Consider the following 16,633-nt stretch of genomic DNA (forward strand, 5'->3'; position numbering starts at 1 on the left):
GTGAAGCGCAATATTTGTGAGCAAAGACAATGGCAAAACATTTATTTACTTCTGAATCTGTTTCTGAAGGTCATCCGGATAAAATCGCGGACCAAATCTCTGACGCGGTACTAGATGCCATCTTAGAACAAGATTCTCATGCCCGTGTTGCGTGTGAAACTTACGTAAAGACTGGTATGGTTATGGTTGGTGGTGAAATCACTACTAGCGCATGGGTTGATATCGAAGAAATCACACGTAAAACTGTACGTGAAATTGGCTACACTCATTCTGATATGGGTTTTGATGCCGACTCGTGTGCAATTTTAAACACGATTGGTAAGCAGTCTCCTGACATCAACCAAGGTGTTGACCGTACTAGCCCAGAAGAACAAGGCGCTGGCGACCAAGGCCTAATGTTTGGTTACGCATGTAATGAAACTGAAGTATTAATGCCTGCACCAATCACTTACTCACACCGTTTAGTGCAGCGTCAAGCGCAAGTACGTAAAAGCGGCGAGCTTAACTGGTTACGTCCTGATGCAAAATCACAAGTTACTTTTGCATATGAAAACGGCAAGCCAGTAGGTATTGACGCAGTGGTACTTTCTACGCAACACAGTGAAGACATTTCACAAAAAGATTTAGTAGAAGCTGTGATGGAAACAATTATCAAGCCGGTACTGCCTGCTGAGCTTATCACTAGTGCAACTAAGTTTTTCATTAACCCGACTGGCCGTTTTGTAATCGGTGGCCCAATGGGTGACTGTGGTCTTACTGGTCGTAAAATTATCGTTGATACCTATGGCGGCATGGCTCGTCACGGTGGCGGTGCATTCTCAGGTAAAGATCCATCAAAAGTTGACCGTTCAGCTGCGTACGCTGCACGTTACGTTGCTAAAAACATCGTTGCTGCGGGCCTTGCTGACAAATGTGAGCTACAAGTTTCTTACGCAATCGGTGTTGCAGAGCCAACGTCAATCAGTGTTGAAACATTTGGTACCAGCAAGCTTGAAGAATCACGTTTAATTGAATTGATTCGTGAACACTTTGACTTACGTCCATATGGCTTAATTAAAATGCTTGATCTTGAGCGCCCTATTTATCTACCAACTGCAGCTTACGGGCATTTTGGTCGTGATGAATTCCCTTGGGAACGCACAGATAAAGCAGACGCACTTCGCGCAGCAGCTGGTCTTTAATATTAGCCATTGTGTGAATACAAAAAAGCGCCAATTGGCGCTTTTTTTTATGCCTGCTGATTATATTGTTGTAAATGCCTAGGTTATTGTCGCGAGGTAAACTCGCTGCTACCAGACATAGGCGCGGGTTTACCCCGCACAATTAAAACTAGGTTCTAGGAAGTGGCTAGGAGTTAGGGCGTGTTCGAAGCCAGTGGTATTTCCCCCCTTATTCACTACTCTTGGTGCAAACCTATTTTTTTTATAATTTCACCACAGAGTTCACCGAGCTCATAGAGGAAAAACCTGTAAGTAATTAACTTTACTTTTGTCTTCTCGGTGTAGCGCACAGCGCCTACTACCCTCGGAGGTAAATAGGCTTGTCGCCATAAATGGCGACCTACAGGAGCGCGGTGGATATTACTTGTAGGCGAGTGGCTTGCCACCGCGAAGGATAAGTGTTTGTCGCGAGATAAACTCGTTGCTCAAAGCCTGTAACGTTTTGCCTAACTTCCTAACCTATCAATGTAATTATCTTTTCATACCCAGCCACAGCCCATACAATAAATAACACTATCAGTGCTAATGTCACAGCCGCTGAAGCAATATCTTTCGCTCGCCCTGATAACACATGATATTCAACACCGACTCGATCTGTTAATGCTTCAATTGCTGAATTTAGCAACTCAACAATCAACAATAACAAAAAGCTGATTATAAGTATCACCCAGTGCTGTAATGATTGCGCTAGCCAAAATGATAATGGCAATAATACAAGCCCTAGCGCAAGCTCATTACGAAAGGCCGACTCTTCCTTAAATGCGGCTTTAAAACCTTTAATTGAGCATTTAGTTGCTTTTAAAATACGCCCAATTCCTATGCCGTTGGGTTTGTTTACTAAGTTAATTTCTGGTTTAGTCATTTTATGATCTTTAGCGTGTAAGTGTTGCTTATCGGGTGATGGGTAAAACCATTACCTTAATCCATGCCTTGAGTTAATAACTGCCAAGCTGTCGCCATATACTGGGTATATGCTTGCTCTGTCTGTGCATCAATTTCAACAAATTGCGATGGTGTAGCCGGTAAAAGCTGAGTTTTATCCCGCTCATTAACCCTATAATACTCATAAAGCGCCGATAAATCACCACGCCAGAGCTGTTCATTGTGACGTATTGTTTGAAAACCAAATACCCTCCTATCTGGCGCTGCATTAAATAATGATTGTCCCATGCTATAAAACTGAGTATTTGCTGGCGCAATTAAATCTAATAATGTTGGAGCGATATCCATATGGCTTGCCACTTGTTGGGCAGGCACTAAATCTGCACTAACACCTTTGCCATAAATCACTATCGGCACATGAGTTAACTCATATAAATTTGGGCGCTGATGAAAGTTACGGCGACTATAATGATCCCCGGTAATGACAAATAATGCATCTGGATAACGTTGCTCCATCTTAGCCACAAACTCACCCAGCATTTTATCTGCATACCATAAGTGCCCTAATACATAAGGATCTAATAACTCCCCAGCTAATTTATTTATCTCAGCTGGATAATCTGCAACCGACTTATAAGGGTAGTTATATTTATCTAAATCGAGATTAAACGGGCCATGATAACTACCAGAGAGAATCACATTAAAACTTTTTTTCGTTGTTTTTTCTGCTACCAAATCAAATAGCTGACCATCATCAATGCCCCAGACACCGGCGCTACCTTTGCCACCAGCATCGATAGCTGAATAGACCTTATCAACACCTTGGGATAGAACGTACTTACCGACATTTTGCCACGATAATAAACCACCATAAAAAAACTGGCTGGTGTACCCTAACTGCTCGAATTGATTAAATAACGATAGCTTGCTACTTGGGTTTTGTGGCCCAATCAAACTCATATTAACCCCTGCATAAGGGATCCCAGATACAATACTGGATAGCGAATTCATGGTACTGCTAGCTGCAGGTAAAACGTTATCTAGGTAAATACCTTTACTAGCTAGGTTTTTTAACTGATTAGTTAAATTAAGTGCAGCATACTTTTGTTGTAACGGCCAAGAATCATAACTTTCCATAACAATTACAAATACCTGTGACGGTGCAGCTAACAAAGGCGCTGTCGTATGTTTACTCAGCGCATTTAAAGGTAAGGCATCAAGCCCTGAGTTATGGCTTAAATATGGATTTTCACCGTTTACGCCATGGCTTTGTAGATCGTTGTAATCTTTAATGGCATAAAAAAAGCTGCGAAATGGATTGATCACCAAATTATTAATAAATGGGTCCGGCGTTACCGCAGACCACTTTCGTGATGCCGGACGAGACTCAAAAGAACCACGAATAGCACAGATAAATAACACCACAATGATGCTAATTAACAACGTACGCTTCCATTTACAGTCAGTAAAAATGCGCTGTAAAAAGCTATTCGACTGCTTATCAACGCGCTCGCATAACTTAAATGCAACCACCAACAGTGCTAATAACCCCAGAAAACTACCCCATGGCCGATATTGTTCAATCACGGTTAAAGCAATTGCTTGCTGATCATCGTGCAACCCTTCAAACATAAAGTAATTGAATTGGCTACCGTACTCTGCAATATACGTAATACTGGTTATACAGAGTAAAATAGCGACTACAAAAAAAAGCTTACCCGTAAAGTTACGCACCATTCTTACCCAATGACCTAAGCGCATCGGCTGTAAAATACAATTTAATAAAAAAGGAATGCTAAAACACACACCACTGGCAGCTGAGTCAAAAGCAAACCCTGTTTCTAAGGTGTTTAAAATAACGTTAAGATCAATTGGTGTGGTGATCCGGTCATGAAAGTAGACTAAAAAGAAAACCCGAAAGCTCATAAACAATAGAACACCCGCTAGCCATAATGTAGCGATGCGCCAACTTTCGTTAACAAATGAAAACCAACGGCTTGATCCTGCAACTGATGATGCAAACACTTTACGGTCCTTAAAGTAGTATGTTCCCAGCGCGGGAGTATTACCGATTTAAGTTACAGCAACAATATTTTTTTTGTAATTATTTGTAATAAAAGTTCAATTAAACAAAGTAATAACAAGGAGTTAACTAGCTATCCAGATTATACCAATTGTTAGAATTAACACGCTATTGTTTATTGATGTGACTACAATTACCAACTTGGCTTACTTGCTGATTGGTTTGATAGGTTTTATTGATTAGGCGTAATTTAAGAGCAAGCAAGGTATGCATTGCACTTTCTAATCCCACTTTATTGCTTAGCCAATGCGGAATTGCACCACCAGGATTAGCGTATATTTCATATGTTATAGTTAACAATGATTGCCCTTCACTGCTATGTTGAGTTAATAACCAATGTGCTTTTAGATCAGTGATACGGATCACAGCTTGGCGCTTTGCAAGCTCCCCTGTTTTTGCTGTAATCGTTAACTTAGTCTGGGTGCCGTTCAGTTGTTGGTAGCATGAGTAACTAACCATATCGCGATCAGTGAGTGGCCACGGCGACTCAAACTCGGTATGTACAATAGTTTCTGAGGGACTTAATCGCTCCAACACTTTCACATGGGTAACATTATCAATCCATAACGGCGCGCTGTTAGTATCACTTAGCAATGTCATAAAGTCATTGGCCGTGACACCTTCAATAGTGATCTCAGCCTGCACTTCAAAAATACCATTATCATGTTTTTTGTAGTACACACTTGCACCATCATGCTGTTTCCAGAGTTGCCAATGCTGAACATCACTGAGCGCATCGGCACTAAAGAGCAGCATTAGTAATAATACCCGCCGTACCATGTGTATTCCCTATGTACTGGCTTAAACGCGATTACTGCCAGTAAGGTGATATTTTATATGAAGCTAAGCGGCTTTGTTCCATTGCGTCGACCAAGAATTCAGACTTTCTTTCAAGCCAGCTTTGAATTTTTGCCAGCTCTTCATCATCTTGTCCTGCACATAGCTGCTTTAGATACTCAAGCGTGCTGAGCTCGTACATGCCGTGTGAAATATCTAACCATGGAATACGAAACTCACTGCGTTCATCTTTTTCAAATAACGAACCTAAACAGTTACCACTGAGTAAGCTGTTTTCTAAACGCATACGTAAATCTAAGTAATCCTTAACAGTCAGTGTTTTTTGTTCTGGCAGTAACTGATGAAGGTCTTGCCAATCTTTTTCAAATAATCGATTAGCAATCTCAGCGACTGGTTTTTCAGCTGCTTGAAACTGTACTTGCCCCCAACTTTTACGCCATTGCTTATCCACCAGCCAGGTGGTTAAAGACAATAATAAGCGGTTATAGCGAGCGCTATGAAACAACCGATTTATATCATCAATACTTGGCTGTAGCTCTTTTAAGTCATTAATAACTTGCGTTAACTCAGGTGCACTGTTGATTTTTTTATAGTATGCGTGGCGCTTAGATGTGTAGGTTTTTAGTTGAATCGCGTTTTCAACCCATGCTAATTCACTTAATAGCCATTTTAGCTCGGTGCGTAATAGCTCGGTGGTGTTTTTATCAACAATATCGTCAAATAACCAAAACGTATGACGTATTAAACTAATACCATCGGTCACTCGTTTCAGAGTCTTTAAACTCGGTTTATCGAAATAACACTGTTCATGTTTTTGTACAAAACGAATACCAAAGCCAATTGCGGCTATAAGTGCTTGCTCTTGTGTTGCATATTTAGGTAACGATACAAAGCCAATTGATTTACTTGGCTTAAGTGGTTTTTCGTCCGCAAGGCGATAACCACGAGCTGCTTTAGAATATAGCCCTAATCGAATATTACTTTGACTCACTAACTTATCTGCTAAAGCAAATAATTCATCGCGGCTGCCTTCAACCAGTTCAATTTCAAGCTCACAAATTGGCTCCATCAAACCCGATGCAGATACTTCACCTTTATCTAACACTACTTCAATTTTAGCGCCACTGTCGGTTTCAATAAGCCAAGTACGACGAATGAAGTTAGTACTAAAAATAGGATAAAGATTAGCGGCAATTGCACTTATTTGCATACCATGCGGCCAAATACTGGCATCAAATGCAGTTATATTTGGTCGGCTACTTTCCAGCGGTAAATTATATTCAGGTCGTTGATGCAACCCGCCCATAACTTCTCCAGCAAGCTTGATAGTTTGCTCACATTGATTATCAGCACAGCGGGTACGGAAACCGATATCGAGCGCTCTTAATTCACGGCTTGGCGTGTCAAAATAAGCATTTTGTAAACTACGCGAAGGTTTATTAGTAACCGTTTTTGCAAATTGAGTAATTAACGCGGGGATCAGTGGGATTACGGCGTCTGACACCAAAAACTTCAGTTCTATCTCAGTATCCATTAGGCTTGAGGATTACCTTTAAAATAAATAAGAGCTCAAAATAAACAAAGCTGCCCAACATTGCAAATTTTTTAGCTTATTTGAATCAGCAAACAGCAGCCATGATTACAATATCAGTCTTGCTATTAGCGCGCTAAATCCATACTATCTCAATACTTAACTATGAATAATACGATTGCTGTCCCACAGACGGTTACATTAACAGGGTAGATTGATGTTTAAACATTCTTTATTAGCTTTGCTATTCGCAGCGGCCGCATTTATGAGTCACGCAGAAGAAAGCAATTCAGCTAGCGATGCAAACACCGCTTATATAGTCGATAATATTTATACATTTATGCACTCTGGCGCGAGTAAAAATTATCGCATTATTGGCTCTGTTGATGCTGGTACAAAGCTAACCCAGCTATCTGCTGAAGAAAATGGCTTTGTTAAAGTTATTGATGATAAAGAACGAGAAGGCTGGGTAGAAGCTAAATTTGTTTCTAAAACTCCAGGTATTCACCAACAATACCGCACACTCAGTGCTGAAATGGCATCAATGCAAGAGCAACTTCGTCAAGCACAGATTGAATTACCGCAGCTACAAGAGCAAAGCCAAACTTTAACTGACCAAAATAGTGCTCTATCAGAGCAGATTGCTAAATTAAAAAGTACCTTAGAAGCTGAACGCACTGAAAAACAACAAGCCGGTGCAAAAGAAAAACGTCAGCTACTAACTTATGGCGGAGCAATTGCCTTCATTGGTTTGTTTTTAGGTATTATTTTGACTATCGTATTATCGCGCCGCAAACGTTACGACGGCTGGGCTTAATCGATAACCACTATATTTGATATTAAAAAAGCACCCTTGGGTGCTTTTTTAATGCGTGGGGTAAACCCGCGCCTACGTATTGGTAGCAGCGAGTTTACCTCGCGACTGTTTATACATTTACACCGATAAACCTATTTTACCACCGAGTGCACAAAGGTGCTGCGCGCTACACAGAGAAACCAAAGTAAAAATCACTTATTTCTTCTCGGTGGTGAATTAATCTCTGAAAGAACTTTAATCTAATTGCGTGGGGTAAACCCGCGCCTACGTATTGGTAGCAGCGAGTTTAAATTTAAGTATCGAGTCTGAGCCCTGTGTCTTGTTTAATTTTTTCGATCACCATATAAGTGTGGTGCGTACCAACACCCGGTATATCGACTAAATCACCAAGCACTTGACGGTATTCATCCATATCCGAAACCCGAATCTTTAATAGGTAATCATAGCCACCAGCAACCATGTCGCACTCAACCACTTGCTTTATTTTTAAAATATGTTCACGGAACACTTTAAATACCGCAGTATTTGACGTCACTAACGACACTTGCACATGCGCGACTAAGCTTTGATTAAGTTTGGCTTCGCTCAACTTGGCAAAGTAACCTTCGATGTAACCTTCTTGTTCAAGCCGTTTTACTCGATCAAGACACGGGCTGGGACTTAAGTTAACCTGCTTTGCGAGGTTAACATTAGATATTCTGCCGTTTTTTTGCAGAACGTCTAAAATTGCTAAATCGATACGATCGAGCATGCGTAATCTATTCGGACTTGTCATAACAGAATTTTATGCGGATAAGTTTAAGGTATGCCCTGTAAATTATCGTAAAACGCTAAATTTAACCAGCATATTCTGCTGGATTTTAATTAGAATGCACGCATTACGTACATAAAAATCGGGCAGCGAAATTTTTTAGCTGCAAGACTCCATACACCAGAGGGTTGCTTATGTTATTTGACGGCGATTTGACAACAACGTGTCCAATCAGACAAAAAATCCGTGACTTTTATCGCATTGACGAAAATGCTGTAATTGATCATATTTTACCGCTTGCTGAAGTTGGCGTAAAAGCCCGCAGCCGTGCTTGGGAACGTGCTCGCCAGATAGTTCACACTATTCGTCGCGATCAAGATGGTCAAAGCGGTGTTGATGCGCTACTTAATGAGTTCTCTCTCTCTAGTGAAGAAGGCGTGGTATTGATGTGCTTAGCTGAAGCATTACTTCGCGTGCCAGATAAAGCCACTCAAGACACGCTAATTCGCGATAAGTTAGCCAAAGGCGACTGGAGCTCTCACTTAGGCAGCAGCGACTCACTATTCGTTAATGCGTCATCTTGGGGTCTATTAGTGACCGGTAAAATGGTTAACTACACTGATAAAACCAAAGAACAGCAGTTTGGTGTACTGAAAAAAACCATTGGTCGTTTAGGCGAGCCGGTTATTCGTAAGTCAGTAAACTTTGCCATGAAGATCATGGGTAAGCAGTTTGTTATGGGTCGTACAATTAACGAAGCCATTGAACGCGCTGCAGAAAAAGAGCAAAAAGGCTATGTATATTCATACGATATGCTTGGCGAAGGCGCGCGCACCATGAAAGATGCACAGCGTTATTTCAATAGCTATATGAATGCGATTCATGCTATCGGTAAAGCGGCAAATGGCCGTGGCCCAATTAAAAGCCCTGGTATTTCAGTGAAGCTGTCTGCGATTCATCCTCGCTATGAGTTTACTCATAAAGAACGTGTCATGAACGAAATTGTGCCTAAGCTTAAAGAGCTGGCCATGGCAGCTAAAAGCTACGATATTGGCTTTACTGTTGATGCTGAAGAAGCGGATCGCCTTGATATTTCACTTGATGTAATCGAAGCAGTATTTAGTGATGATGACCTAGCTGGTTGGCATGGTTTTGGTTTAGCTGTGCAAGCGTATCAAAAACGCGCAATTTTTGTGATTGAATGGTTAACTGAGCTTGCCAGCCGTGTTGGTCGTAAAATGATGGTGCGTTTAGTTAAAGGTGCCTACTGGGATACCGAAATCAAAACCACACAACAAGATGGTTTAGAGCACTTCCCAGTATTTACTCGTAAGGCAACCACCGACGTATCTTACAAAGCATGTGCTATCAAAATGCTAGAAGCACGTGATGTACTTTATCCACAGTTTGCAACCCACAATGCCTACACTGCGGCAACAATTTTAGAAGTTGCTAAAGGTGATAACCAAGGTTTTGAATTCCAACGCCTGCACGGTATGGGTGAATCATTATTCGACCAAATCGTAACTGAAGAAAAAATTCAGTGTCGTGTTTATGCCCCTGTAGGTCAGCACGAAGATTTATTGGCTTATCTAGTGCGTCGTTTACTTGAAAACGGTGCTAACTCATCGTTTGTTAACGCCATTGTAGATACCACGAAACCTGTTGAATCGTTATTACCGGATCCGGTAGAAACACTGCAAGGTTTGCGTAACAAGTACAACACGCAAATTAAGATGCCGATTGATTTATACGGCGCTGAACGTGCTAACTCAAAAGGTATGGATTTAACCGATATCAATGTGATCACGCCATTCAAGGAAAATCTTGATAACTGGTTTGCAGAGCACCGTATTAGTGAAAGCGATATTCCTGAAGGTTCAATTGCAGTTAAGAACCCAGCCAATCATCAAGAGATCATCGGTCATATCAAGCTACAAAATAGCGATGATATGCTCACTCTACTAAGCAATGCAGAAACCGCCTTTGAATCGTGGTCACAAACGCCAGTTAAAGAGCGCGCAAACCTATTACGCCGTATTGCTGATATTCTAGAACGTCATCACGACGAGCTTGTGGCTATCTGTATCAAAGAAGCCGGCAAAGTAGCACAAGATGGTATTGACGAAGTACGTGAAGCGGTTGATTTTTGTCGTTACTACGCAGCTCGCGCCGAAGAGCTAAGTGAAGATGAGCGCTTTGAAGCCCGTGGTGTGATTTTATGTATCAGTCCATGGAACTTCCCATTAGCAATCTTCTTAGGTCAAGTTGCTGCAGCAATCGTAACTGGTAACACTGTTATTGCTAAACCAGCTGAACAAACTAGCTATATTGCGCTGCGCACTATTGAGCTTATGTTATCTGTTGGTTTACCAGAGCATGTGGTACAGCCTGTTATTGCGCGCGGTAGTGAAGTAGGTAAAACTATTGTTCCTGATGAGCGCATTCAAGCGGTTATGTTCACAGGCTCAACTGAGACCGGTACCATCATTTCACAAACACTTGCTGCACGTAATGATATTCAAGTACCGTTGATTGCCGAAACCGGCGGTCAGAACTGTATGATCGTAGATTCAACAGCATTGCCTGAGCAAGTCGTTGACGATGTGATTAGCTCTGGTTTCCAAAGTGCTGGTCAACGTTGTTCTGCACTGCGTGTATTGTTCATTCAAGAAGATATCGCAGATAGCGTAATTGAAATGATCAAAGGCGCGTTAAAAGAGCTACACATTGGCGATCCATCATTACTATCAACCGATATCGGCCCTGTAATTGATGAAAAAGCCTTGAAGAACTTAAACGAACACGTTGAGTACTTAAAAGGCAACGCAACACTGCATTATGAGTGTGATATTCCAGATAATAGCGAAAACGGAGCGTATTTCTTTGCGCCACGTTTATATGAAATCAAAGATCTATCTGTACTGAAACGTGAAGTATTTGGCCCATGTGTACATATCATTCGCTTTAAAGGCACAGAACTTGATAACGTGATTGACCAAATAAATAACACTGGGTTTGGTTTAACCATGGGTATCCATTCACGCATCGAAGAGCGTTGTGAATACTTAGCAAAAATGTCGCGTGCCGGGAACGTCTACGTTAACCGTAATATGATTGGCGCGATTGTTGGCGTACAACCGTTTGGTGGTCGTGGTTTATCTGGCACCGGGCCTAAAGCAGGTGGCCCTAACTACTTAACTCGTTTAGTTAAAGAAAAAGCATCGCCTGAAAACGTGCAAATGACTAACTTGACGCCAGACGAGCTTGACACTCACCACTATTCAGGTGCTGCTGAGCAAGTCGAGAAGTTAATGGCAAACTCAATGCGCGATGAAAAAATTTGGCGCGCAACCCCACTGAACGATCGTGTTTCAGCGGTACGTCAGTTATTAGCTAAAGTTGCCACAGTCGATATTATTGACGAGTTAGCCGACGATTTAGCATTAACACTTGCCGATGCTCGTGCCCAACTTAATCGCCTTGAAAAGCACATGCGTAAGTTTACTACTTTGCCGGGGCCAACAGGTGAATCAAACACCCTTCACCTTGAAGCGCGTGGCTGTGTTGTATGTTATGCCGATAAGAGTACCTCGTTTAACTTCTGGGCTATTTCGATCATCACCGCACTTGCTGCAGGTAATACCGTGATCACCGTAGCGTCGGAGTTATTTTATGACGAAGCGGTGGCCTTTAAAGATAAGTTTATCTCAACAGGTATTGCTGAAGGGGTATTCCAAGTAGCTAAACCGAATCAGTTACAAGCTATTTTGGCGCACCCTCATTTAGCAGGTGCTGTTGTTGCATCGCGCTCATCACGCTTAGGCTACTTCAGTCAACAGCTAGCGCAACGTAAAGGAGCTATCTTGCCAGTGATCAGTGCTGAGTACTACGACACGCTAATCAAGCGCTTATTAACAGAAAAGACCATTAGTATTGATACAACTGCTTCAGGCGGTAATACATCACTAATGACTTTAGTTGAAGATGACGAGTAGAGTTTAAGTAGATATTAACAAAGGGCGCTAATTAGCGCCCTTTTTACTACTTATCCAGTAAGAATTTTGCTAACTTTGTAGTATGTTATTTATTATGAAGTAAACACATTGAAAATTATCCCAATCGATCAGCTTATACCAGGTATGTTTGTACATAGCGTAACTAAACAAACGGGTAAAATTAAAATCAAAAACCAAGGTTGGGTAAAAACGCAAGCTGGCGTACAGCAACTTATAAAAGCCGGTATCTTAGAAGTTGAAATTGATCCTGATAAAACCATCGTTGAACTCACTCCTACTGCCACAACAAACGATATAAAGGTTGAACCGCCTAAACAACGTGATCCTTGGTCTACAACACACAGTGTTGAGCAAGAGATGGACAAAGCATTTAAGCTCTACAGCGAAGCAAAACAACTGCAAAGCAAAGCATTTACCGATATAAAAGCCGGTAACACTATAGATATTACCCCCTTTAAGGAATTAGCTAGCGGCTTTATTGATTCGGTATTTCGTAATCAAGATGCGCTAGCATGCATCACCCGTATGCGTGAAAAAGACGCCTACCTACTAGAACACTCGATCAACGTCTCGATCTTAATCAGTATTTTTGCCAAACACTTAGGTTTTGAACGAGCGCTTATTGAAGAACTTGCCACCGGTGCGCTGTTACATGATATTGGTAAAATTCAGATACCGGATGACATTCTTAATAAGCCGGGTAAGTTAACCGATCAAGAATATAAAGTGATTCAGGATCATGCGCGTTTTAGTAAAGAAATTTTAGAACAAGCGGGCCTTAAAGGCATTGCCGTCGATATTGCAGGCTTTCATCATGAGCGACTAGATGGCACGGGTTACCCGTTTGGCAAGCGAGCTGATGAAATAAGCCAGTACGTGCGTATGGCATCGATTGTTGATGTCTATGATGCACTTACCGCTGAGCGTGTTTATAAGGCCGGCATGGAGCCAATCAAGGCCTTTAAAATACTCAAAGATGGTTGTCCAGATAGCTTTGATGGCGAGTTACTGACTAAATTTATTCAGTGTATTGGCGTTCATCCAGTTGGCACGTTAGTTAAACTGTCGAGTCAAAAAGTCGGCCTAGTGACCAAAAGCAACCCAAGCAGCCCTCTTAAACCTCAAGTGAAAACTTTTTACAATGCAAAACACGCTCACTATACGCAAGTTCAAGATATAGATCTGGCGCATAACCGAAATCAAGATTCGTTAGAATCCGCCATTAAGCCAGCGGATTTCAACATTGATTTAATTAGATTTTTCAAAAATTCAATTTTGCCGTAATGATCACCGAAAACGAAATAGGCCTGCGCGAAGTAGCTATATAATCTTCACTCGGGCCAATCTTGCAGCGCTTTTAAGCTAAATTCATAATCATCAAAACTCAGCACCGTTTGCTCTGGAGTGATCTCTAATACTCTTAAGTCCCCAATGCTATCTCCCTCATATAACTCCCGATTATTGAGCTTTACCCAACGTTTATCAGGTGATGATGAGTAAATATGCGCTTGGTATTTAATTTCTGGCATCAATGCCAACAAAGCATCAGGTAGTAACTCAATCGGCTCAGCATAAGATGAATTTTTAGTGCCTTGCGTTACTTGATGAGATTGGGTGCTTTGAGTATCTTCGATAGCGCGAGCAAAGGCGTTTTTAAGCGCCGTTGGCACAGTTTCAAGTTCTTCATCGCTGACAGTTGCCACAGGCTTTGATTTCTCACTAGTCGGTTCGCCAATAGGCTTCCCCAATACTTTGTATTTACTCATATCGATATTGCTAGCGCTATTGTTAATCATTGGCTGCATTTGCACTGCATTAGGATTATATTGCTGCTGAGGCGCTGCATATACTTGCTGATAACCATTAGGTGTTTGCACCAGCATTGGCTGACCTTGCGGATAAGCTGGTGCAGTATTTACTGGCACTTGCACCCACTGATATTGCCCTGCTGCTTGTTGGTATTGCTGAGGTTGAACAAATTGCGGCTGAGACATCGGCTGCGTGCTAGCAACTTGCGCTGGGCTAGTCTGTACTGGATTTATTTGCACCGGTATCGATTGCTCAGGCTTCACTGTGGCAGGTACAGGTGTTTTGTCATCAGCAGGCTCCACTGATTGATCCTGAACAGTCGTTACCACTTGTTCAGGGGGATTAAAATGATTTTTTTGTAACCATTTACCAATTGAAAACCCTGCCATCAAGGTCAGTAAAAAAGCAACCAACAAGCCAAGCGAAATCGCAATAAAACGATAAAGCTGCAGTTCTTGCTGCTGTTTTAATTGCTCAGCGTTTCTGTCATGTGCTGACGCTTCATCATGTTGTTCTGATTGTTTTAAGGCATCTAATAAATACGACATATATGACCATTAATTAAAGAATAAACGACAAACCAATACCCAGACTGAGCACAGTTAAAAATGCCAACGGATAGAGCCAATTAAACGACGACTGCTGCTCTATGCTAACGCTACTTAATGCACTCGGCGGTAACGCTTCTTGTGCTGAGCGCATTACTATATCACTATCAATCATCGTTAGCTGCTTAGAAAAAGCTCCCATTAAACAGCGTTCACATAATAAGTTTACTAAACGCGGAATACCTGCAGTAACTAAGTGAATCGTTTTTAACGCATCATTTGAGAATAGTCCCCGATCACAACCTGCAACATACAAACGATGCTTAACGTAAGCAAAAGTTTGTCCTTCAGTTAACGGTAGTAAATGATAACGAGCAGTGATCCGCTGCGCTAACTGACGCAACTCATTACGCTTTAATAAAGCCTGTAATTCTGGCTGACCAACCAGTACTATTTGTAGTAATTTTTTATGGTTTGTTTCTATGTTAGTTAATAAACGAAGCTGTTCTAGCACGTCAGGGGCTAAAAGCTGAGCTTCATCAATAATCAAAATAGTGTGGCCACCAGCTTGATGATTCGCTTCAAGATGCTTTTTAATTGCATCAGTTAAGGTTTTTAACGTCGCATTTTGCTCGTCATAAACAATATGAAATTCATCGCAAATACTCGCTAACAGTTCCAATTGTGACAGTGCTGGATTATGGATCAACGCCACTTGTGTGTTTTCAGGTAACTGCTCTTGCAAACTGCGGGTTAAGGTCGTTTTCCCTGTTCCCACCTCACCGGTTAACAATACAAACCCACCAGCTTCACCTAAGCCATAAGTTAAATGCGCCAACGCTTCTTTATGGCGTTCGCTTAAAAATAAGTACTGTGGATTTGGCGCGATTGAAAACGGTTTCTCTGACAAGCCAAAATAGCTTAAATACACCCTAAATTTCCTTACTGATTAAATCACGGCCTATAATGGCAAAAAAACAGCGTAAGTGAAAACCTTGTTAGCGTTTTATTAGCTAAATAACGTAAAATAGTTTGCACAGTTAATATTCAGGGGAAGTTATGCAAGTTTATTTGGTCGGTGGAGCAGTTCGTGATGAGCTATTAGGGCGAATCATCAAAGAACGTGATTATGTGGTGGTCGGTGCAACTCCTGAGCAACTGATCAAACAAGGCTATCAACAAGTTGGTAAAGACTTTCCTGTTTTTTTACACCCAAAAACTAAAGAAGAATACGCACTAGCTCGTACCGAGCGAAAACAAGGCCAAGGTTACACCGGCTTTGTCTGCGAGTTTTCAGCAGATGTTACCTTAGAAGACGACTTACGCCGCCGCGATTTAACCGTTAACGCTATTGCAAAAGCACAAGATGGCAACTTAATTGACCCTTATGGCGGCAAGCAAGATTTAGACAACCGCATTTTGCGCCATGTATCTGACGCATTTAGCGAAGATCCTCTGCGTATATTACGCGTTGCCCGTTTTGCAGCTCGTTATCATTATCTTGGTTTTACGATTGCCGAAGAAACCCAGCAATTGCTAACACAGATGATCAACCAAGGAGAGTTACAAACACTCACCGCAGAACGCATTTGGCTAGAATGTGAAAAATCATTAACGGATGGCGCATTTGCTGAGTTCTTGAATATTTTAGCGCAGTTAGGCGCGCTTAGTGCAATCAGCCCTGCCTTAGCAGGTAACTGGAGCGATGAGTTATATCAACAACTAAAAAACCGTTACGCTTACGCACAAAGCCAAAATATAACCGATCAGGCATTATTGTTTGTACAAGCCACTGCATCATTGACGCAAGAAGAGATTAAAATTCTCAGTCAAACTATTCGTTTACCAAATGACGTACGCGACTTAGCATTACAACTTAATACCCACCAAGCAACCTTAACTAGCCAAACAATCACCGCAGAGCAACTACTCAGTTGCTGCAATCAACTCGATTTATGGCGCCGCCCTGAACGGTTCGAGGCAGTTCTAAAAGCCGTTGAGATTAACCAAGCAGCATCACTGGCTAATCAAAAATTATTATTAACAGCAACCAAAGCAGCTAAAGCAATTAACCCGCAGCAATTTATTACGCAAGGCATTAAGGGCGCAGCAATAAAAACCGCGCTAGAACAAGCGCGGTTAGAGGTATTTCAGCAGTATTTTTAAACGGCGATG

General features: G+C 41.6%; 12 protein-coding genes. 5 read left to right on the top strand and 7 right to left on the bottom strand.

The features are described from left to right. Positions 1-29: 29 nt before the first annotated feature. On the top strand, positions 30-1,181 hold the full coding sequence (gene metK / locus FW757_RS03555; RefSeq protein WP_149981353.1) for a methionine adenosyltransferase: 1,152 nt from the start codon (positions 30-32) through the stop codon (positions 1,179-1,181). A 493-nt stretch (positions 1,182-1,674) separates the two neighbouring features. Here the strand turns inward: metK and FW757_RS03560 are convergent, their stop codons facing one another. From FW757_RS03560 to FW757_RS03575, 4 genes are all read right to left on the bottom strand, one after another. Further along, positions 1,675-2,082: a diacylglycerol kinase gene (locus FW757_RS03560; protein ID WP_182719523.1), complete on the bottom strand. Its 408-nt coding sequence runs from the start codon at positions 2,080-2,082 to the stop codon at positions 1,675-1,677. A 56-nt stretch (positions 2,083-2,138) separates the two neighbouring features. Then, a complete protein-coding gene (locus FW757_RS03565) occupies positions 2,139-4,127 on the bottom strand; it encodes an LTA synthase family protein (RefSeq protein WP_446440866.1) in 1,989 nt (662 codons plus the stop codon). Between the two features lie 166 nt (positions 4,128-4,293). Then, a complete protein-coding gene (locus FW757_RS03570; protein WP_182719525.1) occupies positions 4,294-4,965 on the bottom strand; it encodes an START domain-containing protein in 672 nt (223 codons plus the stop codon). A 31-nt stretch (positions 4,966-4,996) separates the two neighbouring features. Beyond that, positions 4,997-6,517, bottom strand: a complete 1,521-nt coding sequence (locus FW757_RS03575; protein WP_182719526.1) for a CYTH and CHAD domain-containing protein — start codon at positions 6,515-6,517, stop codon at positions 4,997-4,999. Positions 6,518-6,731: 214 nt separating this feature from the next. Between FW757_RS03575 and FW757_RS03580 the strand changes: the two genes are divergently transcribed. Beyond that, positions 6,732-7,331, top strand: a complete 600-nt coding sequence (locus tag FW757_RS03580; protein ID WP_446440867.1) for a TIGR04211 family SH3 domain-containing protein — start codon at positions 6,732-6,734, stop codon at positions 7,329-7,331. 292 nt (positions 7,332-7,623) lie between these two features. Here FW757_RS03580 and FW757_RS03585 read toward each other — a convergent pair whose 3' ends face one another. Next, a complete protein-coding gene (locus FW757_RS03585; protein ID WP_145235173.1) occupies positions 7,624-8,106 on the bottom strand; it encodes a winged helix-turn-helix transcriptional regulator in 483 nt (160 codons plus the stop codon). A 170-nt stretch (positions 8,107-8,276) separates the two neighbouring features. On the opposite strand from FW757_RS03585, the gene putA reads away from it, so the two are divergent. Both putA and FW757_RS03595 read left to right on the top strand, forming a co-directional pair. Beyond that, positions 8,277-12,080 carry a bifunctional proline dehydrogenase/L-glutamate gamma-semialdehyde dehydrogenase PutA gene (gene putA / locus FW757_RS03590; RefSeq protein ID WP_182718365.1) on the top strand — a complete coding sequence of 1,268 codons (3,804 nt, stop codon included), beginning with the start codon at positions 8,277-8,279 and terminating at the stop codon, positions 12,078-12,080. Positions 12,081-12,188: 108 nt separating this feature from the next. Next, a complete protein-coding gene (locus FW757_RS03595; RefSeq protein WP_182718366.1) occupies positions 12,189-13,385 on the top strand; it encodes an HD-GYP domain-containing protein in 1,197 nt (398 codons plus the stop codon). Between the two features lie 47 nt (positions 13,386-13,432). Here the strand turns inward: FW757_RS03595 and FW757_RS03600 are convergent, their stop codons facing one another. Together FW757_RS03600 and FW757_RS03605 are read right to left on the bottom strand one after the other, a co-directional pair. After that, complete coding sequence (locus tag FW757_RS03600) at positions 13,433-14,458, bottom strand: general secretion pathway protein GspB (protein WP_446440868.1); 1,026 nt, start codon at positions 14,456-14,458, stop codon at positions 13,433-13,435. Positions 14,459-14,471: 13 nt separating this feature from the next. Then, positions 14,472-15,389, bottom strand: coding sequence for an ExeA family protein (locus FW757_RS03605; RefSeq protein ID WP_145235164.1), 918 nt, complete (start codon positions 15,387-15,389; stop codon positions 14,472-14,474). Between the two features lie 128 nt (positions 15,390-15,517). Between FW757_RS03605 and FW757_RS03610 the strand changes: the two genes are divergently transcribed. Continuing rightward, complete coding sequence (locus tag FW757_RS03610; RefSeq protein ID WP_182739884.1) at positions 15,518-16,624, top strand: tRNA nucleotidyltransferase; 1,107 nt, start codon at positions 15,518-15,520, stop codon at positions 16,622-16,624. The last annotated feature ends 9 nt before the right edge of the window (positions 16,625-16,633 follow it).

The sequence above is a fragment of the Pseudoalteromonas sp. 1181_04 genome (genome assembly GCF_052850545.1).

Coding starts and splice junctions, on each gene's coding strand:
- metK (WP_149981353.1), top strand. CDS start 30: ATGGCAAAACATTTATTTACTTCTGAATCTGTTTCTGAAGGTCATCCG.
- FW757_RS03560 (WP_182719523.1), bottom strand. CDS start 2,082: ATGACTAAACCAGAAATTAACTTAGTAAACAAACCCAACGGCATAGGA.
- FW757_RS03570 (WP_182719525.1), bottom strand. CDS start 4,965: ATGGTACGGCGGGTATTATTACTAATGCTGCTCTTTAGTGCCGATGCG.
- FW757_RS03575 (WP_182719526.1), bottom strand. CDS start 6,517: ATGGATACTGAGATAGAACTGAAGTTTTTGGTGTCAGACGCCGTAATC.
- FW757_RS03580 (WP_446440867.1), top strand. CDS start 6,732: ATGTTTAAACATTCTTTATTAGCTTTGCTATTCGCAGCGGCCGCATTT.
- FW757_RS03585 (WP_145235173.1), bottom strand. CDS start 8,106: ATGACAAGTCCGAATAGATTACGCATGCTCGATCGTATCGATTTAGCA.
- putA (WP_182718365.1), top strand. CDS start 8,277: ATGTTATTTGACGGCGATTTGACAACAACGTGTCCAATCAGACAAAAA.
- FW757_RS03600 (WP_446440868.1), bottom strand. CDS start 14,458: ATGTCGTATTTATTAGATGCCTTAAAACAATCAGAACAACATGATGAA.
- FW757_RS03610 (WP_182739884.1), top strand. CDS start 15,518: ATGCAAGTTTATTTGGTCGGTGGAGCAGTTCGTGATGAGCTATTAGGG.